Genomic DNA, 18,399 nt, shown 5'->3' on the forward strand with positions numbered 1-18,399 from the left:
CGGCAATCATAGAGGCTCTCGGAAAGCTTCCATCGGAACTGGTAAAAACGATAACCTTCGACAGAGGAAAGGAATTCGCAGAGTATGAAAAGATCGAAGCAGCATTAGGATGCAAAACCTATTTCTGTGATCCTTACTGTGCGTGGCAAAAAGGAACCAATGAGAATACGAACGGATTACTGCGGGAGTTTTATCCTAAAGGAATGGATCTGTCTGAAGTGGACCCGGAGGAATTGAAAAAGAATCTGAATTTAATGAATAACAGGCCACGTAAATGCATAAAATATAAAACACCTAAAGAAGAATTACTGGGTAACTCATTCTATGTGTTGCACTTAATTTGACAAATCATCAAAGAAAAAACTCAACTCTATTATAAGCTGAGCTTTTCTCTATGTTTTACTAATCAATTGTATTTTCTAAGTTTGTTCCATTAGAATGTATGACTTTTTGGTACCAATAGAATGATTTCTTACGATATCTTTTCAAATCTTTTATTTCTTCATAATCACGATTGACATAAACAAAGCCATATCTTTTCCTAATTTCCTTATGACTACTTAAAAAATCAATAGGACTCCAAGCTAAATAGCCTATGACATCAACACCATCATGTTCTATTGCTTTTTTCATTGCTGTAATATGTTTTTGATAATAAATAATACGTTCATCATCATATACTTTACCATTAATGAGTTTTTCATCGATGCCAATTCCATTTTCGACAATGAACAGTGGCTTGTGATATCGATTATAGAAATCGATTAAAGAATATCTTAATCCATTGGCATCTATTTGCCATCCCCATTCATTTGCTGGACAGTTGGGATTCTTAAATCCTCTAGAATCATAGAGGGTGGCATCTTCTTGTTGATTAAGATCTTGAATATCATTAAAGCTTGTTGTTATGGCACTTTGATAGTATGAGAATGCTATATAATCTAGTAATCTTGATGCATTATAGATATTTTCTTTTTCACTTTCGCTATATTCTACGTTGATATTTCTATTCTTCATAAACTGCAGAAAATAGTGTGGAAGTCTTCCAAAACACATAATATCGAGAGCTAAATAGTTATGCATTTGATTCTGAAATTGATTTGCCAGTACGTCTTCTGGTTTACATGTTGCGGCATAGAAAGGCGTATGTCCAATCATGCCACCTACTTGAGCTTCAGGATCAATGTTCTTAATAGCAAGAACTGCCTTTGCATGTGCTATCTGTAAGTTGATTGTGAGCTGGGCAAACAATTGTTCTTGGGATATATTTTCAGGCAATCTCACACCAGCTACAAGTTCAGGCATAAATACTCCTAAATTGATTTCATTGTATGTGATATAGTATTTAACCTTTCCTTTTAACCTATTCACAATATGTCTTACATGAGAAACATAGAACTCAATTACTTTCTTATTTAAGAATCCATTATATTCTTCCATCAAATGTAAAGGCATATCAAAATGAACAAGTGATACGACTGGTTCAATATTCTTGGATAAACAATAGTCAACCATCCTTTCATAGAATGCTAAGCCTTTTTCATTAGGTTCTTCTTCATCCCCCAAAGGATTAATACGTGACCACACGATAGAAAAACGATATGCCTTAAATCCCATTTCCGCCATCAAATCAATATCTTCTTGCCAATGATGATAATGATCAACAGCTATATCAGTTTTACAAAACTGTGGTTCAATACCTTTTTCAGGTGTTACAGTAAGATTATCATAAACGTTCAATCCCTTGCCATCTTCTAAATAGCCTCCTTCAGCCTGAACATTACTTAGTGCACCACCCCATAAAAAATCCTTCTTCATAAGCGTCTCCTATCGTGTTGTCATCATAATTGTCAAATTCCCTTCAACAACAAATTCTTCTTGATATGGAACAAGAAAGCTATCGCCTAGTCTTAGTTCTTGTCCATTCACTTTTCCTTTTCCCTTGACTACTGTTGCAAGTTCATAATTATCATATTGTAGATGATTATTTCCTGTTATTTCTAATCGTGTAACAGTAAATGAATCGTTTGAAATAAATACTGTTTGTTTGCCATTTTCTAATGATGTCTCAACTGGATGGATATCATTAATCATTTTCTTAGGATCATATGATAAGCATGCAACTGCTTGCTTAAGATGTAATGGACGTTCATTTCCTTGCGCATCTTTTCTATGGTAGTCATAAAAACGGAATGTAACATCTGTTGCTTGTTGAATTTCATAGACAATACTGCCCTTTTTCATGGCATGTAGGATGCCTGCAGGTAGATAGACAAAATCACCCGTATGTACGTCTAGATGCTTGATAAGCTCTTCCCAGCGATTTTTGTTGATATAGTTGTTGTAAAGATCATCTTCATTTTTTGCATGATGGCCATAAACAATCTGGCTGCCTGGCTTAGATTCTATGAAATACCAGGCTTCATTCTTCCCCATCTTATAGCCTAACTGATGGGCTATAGGTGTTGCTGGATGGACTTGAATGCTTAAGTCGTCCTCCGGAGCAACAAGAGAAATAATGACAGGGAACTCTTCACCTTGATGATGAAAGAGCTCTTGATGATTATTCCATAAGTCAAGTAAGCTTTGCCCTTTATATGGGTCACTTATACATATTGTTGAAGCTTCTTTTTGGGCTGAAAAAGCCCATGCCTGTCCTATTCCTTCAGGGAAATCATGAAAACCAAAATAATCTTTTACCAATGTATGACCCCATATCGCAGGTCTTGGAACCGGTTTAAAAAAGAGTACACTCATTTTCATCCCTCCTTCAATTTATGATGTAAGTTTTCTAAAATCGTGATTGATTGGATTGTGTCTTGATGGCTCATTCTGGTTGATTCTATTTGTGCATTCATGATTGCAGCATCTACAGCTTGTATTTCGCCATAAAAGTCATCAACAATTAATGGTATTTCTATACTTCTTTTAGATTCTATTGTTGAGATTATGGCATGTGTAGGTCGATAGAAATTATCGAGATAAATGGACCCTTTTGTACCTTTAATTATGCCATAGCGTTTATTTTCATTCGTCATCCCACATTCAAATGATGCTGTAGTATGGTTTTTAAATTGGAATAACACCTTGTCATTCAAATCAATATGCTCACAGAAATGAGTATTGATCTTCATATCAATAATTTCATCATCAATAAAGTCATTGATAAAATCAATGCAATAAATACCTGTATCATATAATGCACCACCCATTACTGAATCATAAAAATAGCTTATTGCTAATTGGTTTTCTGGTTGAGGAAATGTAAAGTTGCAATCAATACTTTCAATTTCACCAATAATTTTCTCATCAATAATTTCATGCAACCTATGAATGAGAGGTATGAATCTTGTTTTCATTGCTTCCATGAAGAAGAGATTATGTGCTGATGCATAGCTAGAAATATTTAAAGCTTCTTGACTTGTAAGAAAAGCAGGCTTTTCGACAAGAACATGCTTATTATGTTTTAAGCATTTCATTGTCCACTCATAATGAAATTTATGTGGTAATGCTATATAAATAACATTAACATCTGGAGCATCAAGCAACTCCTCATATGTTGAATACATATGTATAGGATGATACTTTTTACTGAATGACGCACGTTTTTCTTCTGTATGACTTGCCCCAGCATAGAATACATCATGACTCTTTTCTAAGCTCGATGCAAAGCGATGAGCTATGCGCCCAAGCCCTAAAATCCCCCAATTCAAAGTCAAGACCTCCTTTAAAAAGGCATATTGCCTTAATATGTAAATAAAGCAAACATGCCCATGATTGTTACAAATACGGCTATCACATTAATGAATGAAACGATATTCTCCTTAACACGATAACCATACTTACTAAATATTAAGTTATTGACTTGTTTTGCTTTGGTAATGTGGTAATCACCTAATAATGCCAATATAATAACTGCTATACGCATAGGAAGGCTTGTACCAATACCTTTACCAATTAAATTCCAGGGGAACATTACCAGGATGAGTGCCATCATGACAGCAACCATACTTGCTGCAATATATGGATTTTTTTCATCCTTCTTTTGCGTGAATTTCCGAAGTGTTGTTGATCTATTTGCTTGTTTCTTTGCCTTATATTGATCAGCGTAGCTTATTTGTTTTATTTTGACGACTTCACAACCACATGAATCACAGAATTTTGCATTATCTTTGAGTTGTGCACCACATTTACGACAATAAATCATATATCTCGTCCTCACTTAATAATAACTTGTGTTAGATTCACTAATGCGACAAATAGACTTAGAAATATTGAAATATATGCATAATTCTTATTTCCTGATGGTTCATAGCCTTTCTTCATATCATCATGATCTACTTTCATCGACATAATTCCACATATGACAGCTAGAATATAGATAAATGAACTAATAATGAATGGTATCTTGATATTCGCCTGAAATGCATTGAGTATTGTTCCACCAATAAAATCAAATACAATGAGTCCAATAAAGAAAAGGAGAAGACCAAGCTTACCAAAAGCATTGACCTTAGGATTTTGTTTTAGTTTTATCTCTTGTCTTGTTTCATTGTTTTCCTGAATAATTTTCTTCCCACAATGATAACAATAGATTGAATCTTCAGGAATTTGCTTTTGACAATATGGACATTTCATCTTGGTTTCCTCCTAAATATAATATTTTTTATTCTTCACCAGTTTCCATCTTTGCAATTTCAGCTTTTTCGTAAGCTTTCCAGAATGGATAGAAAATAACCATTCCAATCGCAAAGTTAATAAAGACAACGACAAAACCACCAATAGAGCCACCAGCAGCTAAGTAACCTAAGATAGGTGAAGGCGTTGCCCAAGGTAAATTCATATACATCTTTCCAACAAAACCAATGCTTGTTAACCAATATGTTAATGCGGCTGTTAATGTATGTGTCAGAACAAATGGAATTAATAAGAAACCATTCATAACAACAGGCAAGCCAAACATGATTGGTTCAATGATACAGAAAATTGCAGGTGGTAAACAGATTAATCCTAATGGTTTTAAGTGTGGTAATTTCTTACTTGACATAAACATATAAACTAAGATAGGCCAACATGTTGATACCCATTGTGATAATCGACATAAATTAGGTGTCCAAACATGAGGTAGATTTCTTACTGCTGTACCAGCCATGAATGCAGTGTTATTATCAGCAATCCATTGATTGATGAAAACATTAGTAACTGCACCTGTGATATTTTCACCATGAAGACCACACATCCAAAGTAAAGCAGATAAGAATTGTTGTAATGTATAAACAAAGATATTATCAGCTGCACTGAGAATTGGTAAAAGCATTTCACCAACTAATAATGGAATATTTAATCCTATAATTGTTCTAATACCCCAGCATACAAGTGTAATAAAGAAATAAGGAATAATAGCCGAGAAACTATCAGAGATAGCAGGTGGTACTGAGTCAGGTAATTTAATAACAATATGCTTTTTATAACAGAAATTAATAATGTTAATGGCAATAGCGCCAGCAATCATGGCAGTGATTAAGCCAGCACCACCCCAGTATGTGATGTCAAAAGCATTCGCACCAGCTGATAACTTTCCATTTGCTGCTTTAACTACCAACTGACCAACAGAGTTATAGTTTAAGAGAATGAATGCAAAGAATGCACCTACTGAACCTGTTGTTCTGTTAAAGCCTTTAATATCAGCGTATTCAGCACCAAATGCAATAACAATATAAACAGCCATGATTCCCATCGATAAACTGTTTACAAGAGCTAAATCCCCAGCCCATGGTTTCATGAAAGGTAATAATGCATGAGCTGTAATGCCACCATCAGAGCAGAATAAGTAAACAACTAAGAATAATGAACCAACCATTGTAACCGGCAAGGCAGCTACCATACCATTAACGATAGCACGTACAAATGGAATTTGACCAAATTTCGTCATTGGACCAGCAATAATATCAACTTTTTCGAGAACCTTGTCCATAAATGACTCTTTTTGAGTATCCATAAATTTTTCTTTCCTCCTAAATATTTCTTTTGCGTAAACGTTTACCTTTTTTCTAACTATATATTATACTTATTCATCATTCCTTTCTATATATTTAGATGTCATAATATGTGACATTTTAATGTTCTATCTCTTATTTAGTTGATATGTTCATCACATTTTGCTATTGAAAATATATAAACTATGCTTGCGTAAACCTTTACACAACGATAAAATAAATAGGGTGATTAGTTATGAAATTAAAACCTAATGAATTAAAAATTATACAATTACTATTGTCTGCAGATAGTTATATCTCTAGCTATGAAATTGCTTCATCAACTGGTATTTCACGTAGAAAAGTACGTGAAGAAATGAAAATTGTAAAAGATATTCTTGCTTCACTACATCTTAATTTACTTTCAAAAACTTCTTCAGGATACTATATTGAAGGGAAGTCATCAAAGAATCTTGCTGAGCTTGAAAATATCATTAATAAAAATGATCATAATGATGATAACGTCATTCCAACCTTACCTTATGAACGTTCAGACTACATTCTTATCCGTTTAATCAACAGTAAAGACTATATCAAACTCGAAAAACTTGCAGATGAATTGGCTGTCTCAAGGGCTACTATCGTCAATGACTTCATTGGATTAAAGAAAGAAATCAAGAAGTATCATATTACGATAACACAGAAACCAAAATATGGTGTCATTATGGAAGGACCCGAAGAGGGGAAGCGAGCCATTATTGTTGACCGGTCATTTAGAAATATGAGCATATCAAATATGTATTTTGATTTTATTGATTGTCTTTTTCAGTCTTCTGATAAAATCATCATCGATATTATCAAAGCTCATCAAATTAATATTAGTGACATCAGCTTAATTGATTTTCTCATTGGATTTTCAACCTGCATAAGTCGTGTATCTAAAGGTTTTATGATTGATCATCCAGTAGAACAATTCTCACACTTTGAAAATCGTCCAGAATATAACGCAGTTTTAGATTTAGCTCAGTATTCAAAAGAACACTTTAAAACAATACTTCCAGAATATGAAATTCAGCGTCTTACCATACAGCTTATCTGTAAAAGATCGACAAAAGGCATAACAAGTGCTTCTCAGCCTGAAATTATCGCTATAAAAAATGAAATACTTCACGAAATTGAAAACCAAACATGTATCACATTTCATGATACCAAGTTCCTTAATACCTTACAAATTTGTATTGAATATACTTTAATGAGACAAAAATATAATGAAAAGATTCGTACACCTCTTTATATTGATATTCAATATGACTGCCCATTAGCCTATTATCTTGCAAAGATTGTTTCTTCTATCATCAAAAAACATACTGGACGCGATATTTCTAGTAGTGAGCTGACGAACTTTGCATTATTGTTCAACAATTCAATAGACAGCAAGAAACTTATTCAAAAAAAAGCATTATTCATCAATTGTATGCGCGAACCCGTTAGAACATTTGTTTATGATTATGTAGACAAAGAGCTTCATAGTCTCATCAGTATTACCAAATCAATTCATTACTTTGAGATTGATCAAGAAAACTTAGATGACTATGATCTTATTCTATCAACTGCCCCTATTCATAAATCACTACCAATACCAGTTATTAGTATTAGCTATCTCATAACCAAAGATGATATTATTCGTATAAAGAGCTATTTATCCTATATTTTTAACGATAAACAATTTATCTATTATTTTCATCCAGCATTCTATCAAAGACATGTTCAAGTAAAAACAATGAAAGGTCTTGCATCAACATTTTATTCATCAATCAAGAAAGTCTATCATCATCTCGATGAATCAAAAAAGAATGACATGATGAATACTAATCTTTTATCCATCCATACATTCAATAATAGCATTGCGCTTATACGCTTATCGCGGCCTTTAAATGCCAATAATATTGTCGCGATGGTCATTTGTGAACAACCAATTAGCATTCAGGAAAACACCTTTCAAATTGCCTTTCTTATTTCATCAGTTGAGCCACATAATACGATGTACAATACATTGTTTTCTGCTCTTAAGAACACCTCCGAAAAGAAAGAAGATATGGATAAACTTCTTTTACAGCCATCTTATCCAGAATTCTTAAAAATCATTCTCAATAATAGCTATATTACAACACCAAATAAAAAATGCTAGGAATTCTTATTAAAAGAACCTAGCATTTTTACTAATAGAATATTTCTTATAAGTAATTCACATATGATTATTAACAATCAGTCTAAGTCTTTTCCATCAGACCTAATAGCCTTTGCATACCAATAGAAAGAGTCCTTACGCAAACGTTTTAAGTCACCCTCACCTTTATCATTGTAATTGACATAAATAAAGCCATAGCGCTTATCCATTTGTCCAGTTGTAAATGAAACAAGGTCAATAGGAGCCCATGATGTATAGCCAAAAATATTTACCCCTTCTTCTCTAGCTTTCATAAGACTCTTGATATGTTTGCGATGATACTCAATGCGATAATCGTCATGAATATGTCCATCTTCATCTACCTGATCATATGCGCCTAAACCATTCTCTACGTCAAATAAAGGAACTTGGTAACGATCATTTAGAATGTTAAGGAAGTATTCATATCCTGTTGCATCTATCTGCCAGCCCCATTGTGAGGCACTTAGGTAGGGATTTTTAATGGACACTGGCATGCCTGCTCCCTGTATAGTTTCACCATCTTTGTGTGTCGTTATTACGCTAGAGAGGTAGTAAGAGAATGCCAAGAAATCTGATTTTCCTTCAAAAAGGATTTTCTGATCCTCATCACTAATTTCTAATTCAACATTATTCTCCTTCCATATACGTTTGGCATAGCTTGGATAATAGCCTCTTACCATGGTATCCGCACAATAGGCAAAACTGTTCTGAAAAGCCTTATAATTAGCTAATACATCCTTTGGATCACATGTATATGGATAGCTACAAAAACCTGCAATCATACAGCCAACTGATAGATTTTGATCGATTTCATGGGCTGCTTTGACAGCCAGTGCAGCTGCTACCATTTGATTATGTAACATTTCAAATGCAGCTTGTTTGCCTTGATTTCCTGAGAATTGTAATAGGATATTGATTTCATTAAATGTTAACCACTTGTTGACAAGATCTTTGTATTCGTTGAAGCATGTTTTGGCGAACTCTACAAATTGGTGTATCATTTCACGATTAGTCCAACCGCCATATGTTTCTTCAAAATAAACAGGCTCATCATATTTATACAATGTAATAATGGGATCGATATGATATTTCTTACATTCTAAGAAGACATTACGATAGAATTCGACACCTTCTTGATTAATACCGCCTTCTATGCCATGTGGGTAAATTCTTGCCCAGGAAATAGTTGTGTTGAAGGTTGTAAAGCCCATTTCTGCAAATAAAGCAATATCTTCTTTATAACGATGATAGAAATCAATACCTAAGTGATTTGTATAGCGTATATCATCAAAAAGCTGATACTTTGCTCCCTTTGGCAAATGATCAAACTGACGCATTTTTCCATGCGTACCATCCGCATTAATATAATGTATCCATCTTCTATCCTTTGTCGATCCTGCATCACCATAATCTACTTGAACCGGGCTTTTTCCTCCTTCATCCCAGGCACCTTCACATTGTGCTGCGGAAATAGAACCACCCCATAAAAACTTCTCTGATATAGCCATAATTATTCTCCTTATTAATCTAAATCTTCACCATTTGAAGCAATAACCTTTTTGTACCAATAAAAGGAATCTTTTTTTGAACGATGCAAGTCTCCATGTCCTTCATCATCCATATCAACATAAATAAAGCCATAACGCTTATCCATCTGACCAGTTCCTGCTGAAACAAGATCAATGCATCCCCATGTCGTATAGCCAAATAGATTGACACCTTCATCTACTGCTTTTCGCATCTGCTTGATATGTTCACGATGATAAGCAATACGTTCAGGATCATGACATACGCCATCTTCTTCTTTTTCGATTAAACCAATGCCATTTTCCACATCAAAAATAGGTGCATTATAGCGATCATTGATGATATGAAGAAAATGTCTAAAGCCAACTGGATCAATTTGCCAGCCCCACGCATTTGCCTTCAAATAAGGGTTCTTTACAGTACCTAAAATATTTCCCTCTGTGGTTTGATTGGCATCAATCTCATGTGTTGTCACTACGCCAGAAGAATAATATGAAAAGCCAATAAAGTCTGCTTTTCCATTCATGAGATCTTTTTGATCCTGATCTGTTATTTGAGGCTTAATGCCATATTGCTTCCAAATACGCTTTGCGAATGGTGGATAATAGCCACGCATTTGTGTATCAGCGCTATAGCAGAAGAAGTCTTGGAATTTTTCATAACGCTTTATAGCATCCAATGGATCAGGAGTTAATGGATAGCTCATGTTTCCACAAATCATACAACCAACTTTTAAATGCGCATCGATTTCATGCGCTGCAATTGTAGCTCTTGCTGCTGCTACAAGTTGGTTATGAAGATAAATTAGGTTGCGCTGATTCTTCTTTGATGGTTGACCATCGAGTGGCATGATGATATTTATTTCGTTAAATGTCATCCATTTATTAACATACTCTTTGTATTCTTTAAAACATATCTTGGCAAATGCAACAAACTCATCAATCATCGCCCGATTTCTCCAGCCACCATGTTGTTCTAAAAGGGAAACTGGTTCATCATATTTGTAGAGTGTAATTACTGGATCCATACCATATTCAACAGCCGTCTTAAAAACATCACGATAGAACTCTACGCCTTCTTGATTAACGCCACCTTTCATTCCATAGGGCAGGATTCTTGCCCAGGATATTGATGTATTGAATGTTGTATACCCCATTTCTTTAAAAAGCTTTAAATCCTCTTTATAGTGATGATAGAAATCGCTAGCGACATGATTTGTATAATGTAAATCATCAAAGAGTTTAAATCTACAGCCTTCCTCTAGTTCATCAACCGGTTCCCAATAACGATGAGCACGCTGTCCATTTTGATCTAAATACCATATTTCTCTTCTATGTGTTATGGAGCCAGCTGTACAATAATCAACTGACACTGGTGATTTGCCACCTTCATCCCAAGCACCTTCTATTTGTGCAGCTGAAATCGAACCACCCCATAAAAATCCTTTTGGAAATCCCATAATTATCTCCTCCTATCTTCTAACTCTTGCCATCTGAGCCCAGGTATATGCTTTACCTTTTAAGGTAATAGCCATTTGGTAAATGTTTTCTGGCCATGTTCCTCCACCAAAACCACCATCACCTATCGCATGCACATCACATCCTGTTTGTTTCATCATCAACGTGATAGCTCTTATTGTATCTGTATCTGCCGCTTCAACATTACTGTTGAGAAAACTCATAGCTAATGCATTTTGGCGATGTGTGTATTCAATGAGTTCTCGTATTCTTTCAATAGTTATTCCATGACGTGAACCAGGAGCTGGAAAATCAATAATATCAGCACCAGAATCTACCAGTTCTTTAATAACCTTCTTTGCGTCATAGTCAGCCAACGGATCGCCTAGTACTTTTTCGATAATGCCATCTTCCCATTTACCAGCAAATATCATCATATCATTGCCACATATCATTCTCGCCTGCTTTGTCCAGTAAATAACATCTTTTATTGAAGTTCCGCTATTAGGATTACCACCTAGAACAATAAAACTTACACCCCATTGTTTACACTTCTCTAAATTCGTTTTTGAAGCAATCATTCCTTTTAATTCTTCTCTGACAGAAGAATGAGGTGCTGAGCATCCTAAATAGATACCAATAGGCCTTCCACCAACTAGTTCTTTTAAGCTCAAATAAGAATTACCTTGTAAACCAGGACATGTATTCACATTTTCAAAATCGAATCCATTAAGCATAACCATATCAGCTCCAAACGAAAACTGTAATTCTGCACTTGTACAGCCACTTAATAGAATAGGATTCTTAAGATATGTTTGCCCCATTAACACTCTGCCTTCAGACTTTAATATAGATTCTCTTAACTGCCTACCACTATAACGACTAACTTCACTAGGTAAGGCATTTATTAGACGAGTTATGTTATTATTCACATTCCATTATCCTTCCATACTTTTGTTGATCTTCATATACGTTCCCTTTGTTCTGCAAAGACTTATTTGTATATTGCATGATTTCAAACTTATTGCCATCAGGGTCATGAATCCACATCTGCCATGTTTCTGATTGTCCTTTATTAGGTTCAATATCAATATCAATGCCAGCTTTTATAAGTTCTTCTCTAGCTTGATGGATATCATCCACCATAAGTGCAAAATGTGAGTATCCCAAATGACTATTAGGGATATCATGAGGTTGTTGGTTAGGTGCTTTTGAAAAAAGTTCTAAATATTGACCTGGTGCAACTTCGATAAAAATATAAGCTATACCTGTTGGATCGCTTTCTGCCATTTTTGCCCAATAACCTCTATCTTCTTTGCCTTTATAAGCTTCATATCGCATAATGATCTTCGTTTTCAAGCCAAGTTTGTTTTCATAGAAATCTCGCATAACATCTAACTGATCGGTATAAAATGATAAATGCATAATTTCATTAAATTTCATATGTATTCTCCTAAAAAGGCATTATTCATCAACAAACAAGAGAGGAAGCTTCTTGATATAATATTGCCCGTCAATAAACGATTATTTCATTTTCTGTCTTTCTTCAATGTCATGAAGCATATCAATTCTTACCTGATGGCGACCACCTTCATATACACCTGAAAGCCATGCATCAACAATCATTTTTGCCAGTTCAATACCAACAACGCGAGCACCAAAGGAAAGCATATTTGTATTATTGTGCTGTCTTGAAAGTAGTGCTGAATAAGGTTCAGAACAAGTTACGCATCTAATGCCATTGACCTTATTAGCGGCAAGTCCAATACCGACACCAGTTCCACAAATGACAATACCCTTATCAACTTCCCCATTTACAACAGCATTGGCAACTGCTTCACCAGAGACTGGATAATTAAATCTTTCTTTGCTGTCTGTTCCATAATTGATGACTTCATAGCCATATTTATCTTCTATATATTTCTTGATTTCCCATTTGTAATCAACTGCAACATGATCATTACCAATACCTATCTTCATTTCTCCATCCTTCTTTCTATAATTTTCTTAAATCTTTTATGATATCCTTATAAGGTCTTCCTTTCCCAAACAATGCACTTGTTCCTAGAATAAAGCCTTTTACACCTATTTTTGAAAGCATCGCAATCTTTTCTGATGAGCAGGCACCATCAATCATTACATCGTAGCCACCATAATTCTTTGCCTCATCAACAAACTCTTTAAACTTTGGTGTCACAAAATCTATATATTTTTGTCCTGCGAATCCTGGATTAACACTCATCAGCATCACATAATCACACAAGTACAGTAAATTTTTTACAGTTTCAAATGATGTTCCAGGATTGACTGCGATGGCTGGATGAGCTCCACAATCTTTAATCATTTGCAATGTTCTTGCAGGATGTGCATCTGCTTCAGGATGTATATATATAATGCTGACTCCTAAATTTGCAAACTTTTCTACATATCGGCCAGGACTTTCAACCATGAGATGGACATCTACTGGTACACGGGCATTTTTAGTAATATATTCAACATCTTGTAGTCCCATTCCAAAATTAGGAACAAATGAGCCATCCATGATATCTAAATGAAAGATATCAATTCCAGCTTCTTCTAAATTCTTTATTTCTTTTTCAAGTGATGCATAGTTAGCACACATCATACTTGGACATAGCAATTTTTCCACCATTTTCTACCTCCTTCAGGTAAACGTTTAACCCTTGTCTACGGTCATTATATGTATTGTGGGTAAACGTTTCCATAGATACATTTGGCATATATTATGCCAGTTATTTCAATTATAGAGAGATTGATGAACTCAATTTCTTTCAGTATAATTTAAGTAACTAAGGTGGTGTTGTTCATGGGCAAAAAGAATATTTCTATCAAAGAGATAGCTAAGCTATCTGGCGTTTCGGTTGCTACAGTATCAAGAGTTATTAATAATAATGGACGTTTTTCAGAAGAAACGAGAAAAAAGGTTAATGCAATCATTAAAGAATATGGTTATACAACAAATATAGCAGCTAAGAGCTTAAGAACTTCGCAATCAAAAACAATTGGTTTACTCGTTCCTAATATCGATAATAACTGGTTTTCTCATCTCGTGCTTGAGATAGAAAGAATATTCTTTGAACAAAACTATTCGGTTTTTATTTGTAATACATCCCAGGATGAAAAAAAAGAAATTAGCTATTTTAAATCTCTTGATGCAAAAATAGTTGATGGTATTATTTGTATCATGGGAAGCGAAGAAGTTCCCACAAAATATTTAAATCGTGACATTCCTGTAGTTTGTATAGATAGGGAACCTAAAGAAATAAGTGATGCCTATTATGTCGAATCAGATCACTATGACGGAGGTTATCAGGCAACAAGTGAGCTTATAAACCAGGGGTGTAAAGATATTGTTTTTCTTTCAAGGAACAAGCCTACATCTGCGAATAAACAACGATTTAATGGCTATCTTGCTGCACTAAAAGAAAATCATATAAAATATAGAGACGAACTTAATGTACATATAGATGTAAATCTCCATAGTTATGAAGGTGCAAAAAACGCAATAGATAAAGTAATAAAAAAAGGCATAAAATTTGATGGTATTTTTGCGACTAATGACTGGCGAGCTTATGGTGCTCTTGCAGCATTAAAGAATAATCATATTCAAGTACCACAACAAATAAAGATAATAGGATTTGATGATATCTTTATTTCATCCATGTCCATACCATCCCTATCTACGATTCACCAAGATACTGAAAAACTAGCATATACTGCATGTCATCTTTTATTGCAACTGATTAAGAAAGATGATTCCTCAGAGATTCAAAAAAAATACGTACTACCTATCAAGGTAGTACGTAGAGAATCAACTCAATAATATTCAAGAGTTCATTTTGGAACTCTTTTTTAATTATGTCTCTTTTTGAATACAAGCATACCTGCTAATCCAATAATAACTAATAATACATATGGTAATACGATTGTAGCATCACCAGTTTTTACAGCTTTCTTTGTTGCTTTTGTATTAGATGCTTTAGTTGGCTGTTTTGTTTCAGGTTTTTGTGTTGGTGTTTGGTTATTTGTTGGTTTTTGTTCAGGCTGTTGTGTTGGCTTAGGTTCTGGTGTTGGTGTTGGCTTAGGTTCTTCTTGTGAAGGTTGTTTGTAGTTTGCTGCCCAATTCCAAATATGATCACCATTTGCAGCCTTAGGATTATTTCTAAGTGTATAGATCCAAGACCAGTGATTACTAAACTCTACCTGTGTCTTAACACCATCCTGATCAAAGTCTTCACCAAATTTTAACTTAGCCTTAGTACGATCAGTATCAGTTGTATCATATAATGTCAATTTGTATTTGTTGTCAGATGTTTCATATGTAGTAAATCCTGAATCTAATTCCTGATCAACTCTTGTTGTTTTAATTTCTTGTGTACCGATGAGTGTATCAAAAATACGTGCTGCACAATCGTCTGTATTGACTGTTCCATCATTTTCTCCCTGAACAAGCCAAATAGCTGTTGATGATTTAAGTAGTGATTCTAATTCTTCATCAGTTGGAGCTTCTCCACCACGCTTTGAAGCAACATCAAGAGCTGGACAGTTAATCATTGCTGCTTTGAAATAATTTGGATACTTAATCAACATTCTTGTTGTCATATATCCACCTGCTGAACATCCAGATACATAAATCTTCTTAGGATTTACGCCTTTTTGACTGACAACTTCCTGAATCTCATTATAAGCCTTTTCTAACAAGTTATCTTTATTCGCATAATACCAAGTATCAGGTGCCTGGAATGCCATTACATGAGATTTACCAAAAATACTCTGTGCTTCATCAGTAGCCCATGCCACTGTACCTCTGTTAGCTAAAACCTGAGCAATATTGTTTCCTGACTGTCTGTAGTCGCCTTCACCATTGCCATGGAACCATACAATTAATGAATCAGCGTCTTTTCCTGCATCATAGAGCTGATAATTAATACCATTATCAACCTTAACAGATTTGAATTTAGCAACTTCGTCATCATATACAGTATTATCAACTTTATATTCAAATACTTGAGAGCCAAGTTCTCTTCCATCCATTGATGTAAGTGCTAATGGATTATTTTGTGTAATAGTATAAGTTATATCTGATGGAATATTTCTAGCACCTTTTGCAAGATATGACAATGTTCCTGCAGCACCATCAGCTTCATCAAAGTAAATCTCTACTTGATTACCCTTAGATTCTACTTTTACAATCTTTCTGTCTTTGTCAAAATCACCATAAGCTGTATCATCAGCATCTCTCTTTCCCTCAGTTGTTGCTTTTACATGTACTGTAAAATCTTCTGCCTTTGGATCAACAATCTTTACGTTATCATAATCGATAACTGCCTTGTAGATGGCTTGACCATTGTCCTCTACACGACCATAAAGCTTTGCATTCACAGCTGCATCTACTGCATGAACTGGGACTCCTGCTAGAGAAGACACACTTAGCATAGTAGCAGCTGCTATTGCAAGTACTCTCTTGATATTAATCATCCTTTATTTTCCTCCTGTTAATATCTTTTCTTGTCTATTAGTTTATTAAATGTAAGCGCTTATTTCAATTATAATCACATATTTTCACACATTGAAAAATAGTTGACAAAGTATGTTATATTTGCTTTTTTAAATAGACATCATAAAAACAGTAAGAATGCTTTTTTCATTTGCATTCTTACTGCTTTAATAATTAATATAATTAAATACATCAACAGAAATGTTTAAGAGAGTTATTTCTTAACTTTAATATTAAAATTATTACATGTAATAGCTGTGATCCTTCATTGGCGTTCTTCGAAAATATAATCTTTATATGGTCCAAAATTTAGAATATAAGGAAGATGATTATGTTGTTTTTCTTTAGGAGGTAGAGTCATATAATCACCATATCTAGTTTCCAAGTATGTTTCTATTTTATGTGGAACATTAACCTGAATGCCATTAAAGTTCATTCTTCTTGTAGGATATACATCATCTTTATTAAGAATAGATGTATAAAGGCTAGGATCGAACATAAATGAAAAGCGCTTTGTTTCTTCTTTTCTATATAAATCCCTATAATAGCAGGCTTTCTTATAACATTTGTCGGTGCTTAAATGAATAAGCTTAAAGAAATAATAAGCTAATTTAAGAATAAAACGTAGGACTTTTCGTTTAAAGCCGTAGTAATAAAGCGTTGGTTCTTTTACTTTTATCAATATCATTAACTTCCCCCAGAACCACGCATGTTTAGCTTGATATTCCATTTGTTTTTGCTCCTCAGGAATATTATCAAAACAAAATAAATCAAGGAAAATACCAGCATCCTTTAATTCTCTTGCATCATCAGGAACAAATTTTGTTCCTTTAAGACATAAATGAGCATTCATAGAAGGATAGTTATGATTATGATCATAGTCTAAAATAAAATACTTATCAGATAATTCTTTTTCAGCAAGTTTTAAGAATTGATCGTAATCTTTTCTGTTCATCATAACATCAATATCATCATCCCATGGTATAAATCCTCCATGTCTTTTAGCACCCAATGCTGATCCACCTACAAGTGCATAATCAATATGATGATTATGACAAAACGTATCAAACTCTTTCAGTATCATTAATTCAATATCTTGAACTTTTCTTAATGTTTGAGGATCGTATGTCTTCATCTTAGGCCTTCTTTCTCTTGATCAATAGACTTTTTATTACATTCAATTGTTTTCTATCTACAATTAGTATATTAATAAATACTATACATAGCACAATTAATACGGATTTTATGGCAAAAATAAACCAATTTATAAAAGTAAACGTTTGAATACCAATAAAATTATTAATTACAGCGTAAGAAATAACAATGGTAAAAATAGAATTGATAAAATTCTTTAGAAACTTTAATACTGGTCGATGCAAAATATGTTTACTTGAATATATAACTAACGCTAATAACCGATAAACTACAGATATAGCCGTACTAATCGCTACGCCTACTAGTCCGAGTTTCCACACAAGAATTACAGAAAGGGGGTGCGGACAAATTCTTGGACCTGGAATGACGGGGAGGGATAAAAATGTCATTTACTAAGGAAGAGAAAAAGAAAGCACTCCAATTGTATGATGAGACAGGCTCGATTGCTAAGGTAATACATAATCTTGGATATCCAAGCAGGCAGAATATGTATACTTGGATTAAAAATCGAAATATTGAAAAGAAACACAAGGAATATAGTTTTACTAATTCACCAGA

At 34.1% G+C, this 18,399-nt stretch carries 17 protein-coding genes; 3 read left to right on the forward strand and 14 right to left on the reverse strand.

Annotation, left to right across the window (positions count from 1 at the left end):
- Nucleotides 1-344 (forward strand): IS30 family transposase (locus tag T529_RS0110005; protein WP_033163470.1); only part of this gene is annotated, 344 nt, incomplete at its 5' end.
- A gap of 58 nt (nucleotides 345-402) precedes the next feature.
- On the opposite strand, the gene T529_RS0110010 is transcribed toward T529_RS0110005, so the two are convergent.
- The 6 genes from T529_RS0110010 to T529_RS0110035 are packed head-to-tail and all read right to left on the reverse strand — an operon-like array spanning nucleotide 403 to nucleotide 5,998.
- A complete protein-coding gene (locus T529_RS0110010; RefSeq protein WP_033163471.1) occupies nucleotides 403-1,818 on the reverse strand; it encodes a glycoside hydrolase family 1 protein in 1,416 nt (471 codons plus the stop codon).
- Between the two features lie 9 nt (nucleotides 1,819-1,827).
- Nucleotides 1,828-2,757, reverse strand: a complete 930-nt coding sequence (locus T529_RS0110015; protein WP_033163472.1) for a type I phosphomannose isomerase catalytic subunit — start codon at nucleotides 2,755-2,757, stop codon at nucleotides 1,828-1,830.
- A 2-nt stretch (nucleotides 2,758-2,759) separates the two neighbouring features.
- A complete protein-coding gene (locus T529_RS0110020; RefSeq protein WP_033163473.1) occupies nucleotides 2,760-3,713 on the reverse strand; it encodes a Gfo/Idh/MocA family protein in 954 nt (317 codons plus the stop codon).
- Between the two features lie 32 nt (nucleotides 3,714-3,745).
- Nucleotides 3,746-4,207, reverse strand: a complete 462-nt coding sequence (locus tag T529_RS0110025) for a zinc-ribbon domain-containing protein (protein ID WP_238560812.1) — start codon at nucleotides 4,205-4,207, stop codon at nucleotides 3,746-3,748.
- Between the two features lie 11 nt (nucleotides 4,208-4,218).
- Entirely contained in the window at nucleotides 4,219-4,638 is a 420-nt protein-coding gene (locus T529_RS0110030) for a zinc ribbon domain-containing protein (RefSeq protein WP_033163474.1), read from the reverse strand.
- Nucleotides 4,639-4,666: 28 nt separating this feature from the next.
- Nucleotides 4,667-5,998 carry a PTS sugar transporter subunit IIC gene (locus tag T529_RS0110035; RefSeq protein ID WP_033163475.1) on the reverse strand — a complete coding sequence of 444 codons (1,332 nt, stop codon included), beginning with the start codon at nucleotides 5,996-5,998 and terminating at the stop codon, nucleotides 4,667-4,669.
- Nucleotides 5,999-6,231: 233 nt separating this feature from the next.
- Between T529_RS0110035 and T529_RS0110040 the strand changes: the two genes are divergently transcribed.
- Entirely contained in the window at nucleotides 6,232-8,163 is a 1,932-nt protein-coding gene (locus T529_RS0110040; RefSeq protein WP_033163476.1) for a BglG family transcription antiterminator, read from the forward strand.
- A 77-nt stretch (nucleotides 8,164-8,240) separates the two neighbouring features.
- On the opposite strand, the gene T529_RS0110045 is transcribed toward T529_RS0110040, so the two are convergent.
- The 6 genes from T529_RS0110045 to rpe form a co-directional block, all read right to left on the reverse strand.
- Nucleotides 8,241-9,692 (reverse strand): glycoside hydrolase family 1 protein, encoded by a 1,452-nt coding sequence (locus T529_RS0110045; RefSeq protein ID WP_033163477.1) that lies wholly within the window; start codon nucleotides 9,690-9,692, stop codon nucleotides 8,241-8,243.
- 14 nt (nucleotides 9,693-9,706) lie between these two features.
- Nucleotides 9,707-11,170 carry a glycoside hydrolase family 1 protein gene (locus tag T529_RS0110050; RefSeq protein ID WP_033163478.1) on the reverse strand — a complete coding sequence of 488 codons (1,464 nt, stop codon included), beginning with the start codon at nucleotides 11,168-11,170 and terminating at the stop codon, nucleotides 9,707-9,709.
- Nucleotides 11,171-11,182: 12 nt separating this feature from the next.
- Entirely contained in the window at nucleotides 11,183-12,100 is a 918-nt protein-coding gene (locus tag T529_RS0110055; RefSeq protein ID WP_033163479.1) for a DUF7916 family protein, read from the reverse strand.
- Complete coding sequence (locus T529_RS0110060) at nucleotides 12,093-12,611, reverse strand: VOC family protein (RefSeq protein ID WP_033163480.1); 519 nt, start codon at nucleotides 12,609-12,611, stop codon at nucleotides 12,093-12,095. Before T529_RS0110060 ends, T529_RS0110055 begins: the two co-directional genes overlap by 8 nt.
- A gap of 81 nt (nucleotides 12,612-12,692) precedes the next feature.
- The gene (rpiB, locus tag T529_RS0110065) at nucleotides 12,693-13,148 is read right to left on the reverse strand and encodes a ribose 5-phosphate isomerase B (protein WP_033163481.1); all 456 of its coding nucleotides are present in this window, start codon (nucleotides 13,146-13,148) and stop codon (nucleotides 12,693-12,695) included.
- Nucleotides 13,149-13,164: 16 nt separating this feature from the next.
- Complete coding sequence (gene rpe, locus T529_RS0110070; protein ID WP_420801852.1) at nucleotides 13,165-13,821, reverse strand: ribulose-phosphate 3-epimerase; 657 nt, start codon at nucleotides 13,819-13,821, stop codon at nucleotides 13,165-13,167.
- Between the two features lie 174 nt (nucleotides 13,822-13,995).
- On the opposite strand from rpe, the gene T529_RS0110075 reads away from it, so the two are divergent.
- Nucleotides 13,996-15,012: a LacI family DNA-binding transcriptional regulator gene (locus T529_RS0110075; protein WP_033163482.1), complete on the forward strand. Its 1,017-nt coding sequence runs from the start codon at nucleotides 13,996-13,998 to the stop codon at nucleotides 15,010-15,012.
- Between the two features lie 29 nt (nucleotides 15,013-15,041).
- On the opposite strand, the gene T529_RS0110080 is transcribed toward T529_RS0110075, so the two are convergent.
- Nucleotides 15,042-16,667 carry a prolyl oligopeptidase family serine peptidase gene (locus T529_RS0110080; RefSeq protein WP_033163483.1) on the reverse strand — a complete coding sequence of 542 codons (1,626 nt, stop codon included), beginning with the start codon at nucleotides 16,665-16,667 and terminating at the stop codon, nucleotides 15,042-15,044.
- 284 nt (nucleotides 16,668-16,951) lie between these two features.
- Nucleotides 16,952-17,821: a LicD family protein gene (locus T529_RS0110085; RefSeq protein ID WP_033163484.1), complete on the reverse strand. Its 870-nt coding sequence runs from the start codon at nucleotides 17,819-17,821 to the stop codon at nucleotides 16,952-16,954.
- Nucleotides 17,822-18,399: the final 578 nt, after the last annotated feature.

The organism is Sharpea azabuensis DSM 18934 (genome assembly GCF_000702165.1).
Taxonomy (GTDB): Bacteria; Bacillota_I; Bacilli_A; order Erysipelotrichales; family Coprobacillaceae; genus Sharpea; species Sharpea azabuensis.

Excerpts from the sequence above, each read along its gene's own strand:
- T529_RS0110060 (WP_033163480.1), bottom strand. The coding sequence starts at position 12,611 with ATGAAATTTAATGAAATTATGCATTTATCATTTTATACCGATCAGTTA.
- rpiB (WP_033163481.1), bottom strand. The coding sequence starts at position 13,148 with ATGAAGATAGGTATTGGTAATGATCATGTTGCAGTTGATTACAAATGG.
- T529_RS0110085 (WP_033163484.1), bottom strand. The coding sequence starts at position 17,821 with ATGAAGACATACGATCCTCAAACATTAAGAAAAGTTCAAGATATTGAA.
- T529_RS0110075 (WP_033163482.1), top strand. The coding sequence starts at position 13,996 with ATGGGCAAAAAGAATATTTCTATCAAAGAGATAGCTAAGCTATCTGGC.
- T529_RS0110045 (WP_033163477.1), bottom strand. The coding sequence starts at position 9,692 with ATGGCTATATCAGAGAAGTTTTTATGGGGTGGTTCTATTTCCGCAGCA.
- T529_RS0110015 (WP_033163472.1), bottom strand. The coding sequence starts at position 2,757 with ATGAGTGTACTCTTTTTTAAACCGGTTCCAAGACCTGCGATATGGGGT.
- T529_RS0110080 (WP_033163483.1), bottom strand. The coding sequence starts at position 16,667 with ATGATTAATATCAAGAGAGTACTTGCAATAGCAGCTGCTACTATGCTA.
- T529_RS0110030 (WP_033163474.1), bottom strand. The coding sequence starts at position 4,638 with ATGAAATGTCCATATTGTCAAAAGCAAATTCCTGAAGATTCAATCTAT.
- T529_RS0110035 (WP_033163475.1), bottom strand. The coding sequence starts at position 5,998 with ATGGATACTCAAAAAGAGTCATTTATGGACAAGGTTCTCGAAAAAGTT.
- T529_RS0110050 (WP_033163478.1), bottom strand. The coding sequence starts at position 11,170 with ATGGGATTTCCAAAAGGATTTTTATGGGGTGGTTCGATTTCAGCTGCA.
- rpe (WP_420801852.1), bottom strand. The coding sequence starts at position 13,821 with ATGGTGGAAAAATTGCTATGTCCAAGTATGATGTGTGCTAACTATGCA.
- T529_RS0110025 (WP_238560812.1), bottom strand. The coding sequence starts at position 4,207 with ATGATTTATTGTCGTAAATGTGGTGCACAACTCAAAGATAATGCAAAA.
- T529_RS0110040 (WP_033163476.1), top strand. The coding sequence starts at position 6,232 with ATGAAATTAAAACCTAATGAATTAAAAATTATACAATTACTATTGTCT.
- T529_RS0110010 (WP_033163471.1), bottom strand. The coding sequence starts at position 1,818 with ATGAAGAAGGATTTTTTATGGGGTGGTGCACTAAGTAATGTTCAGGCT.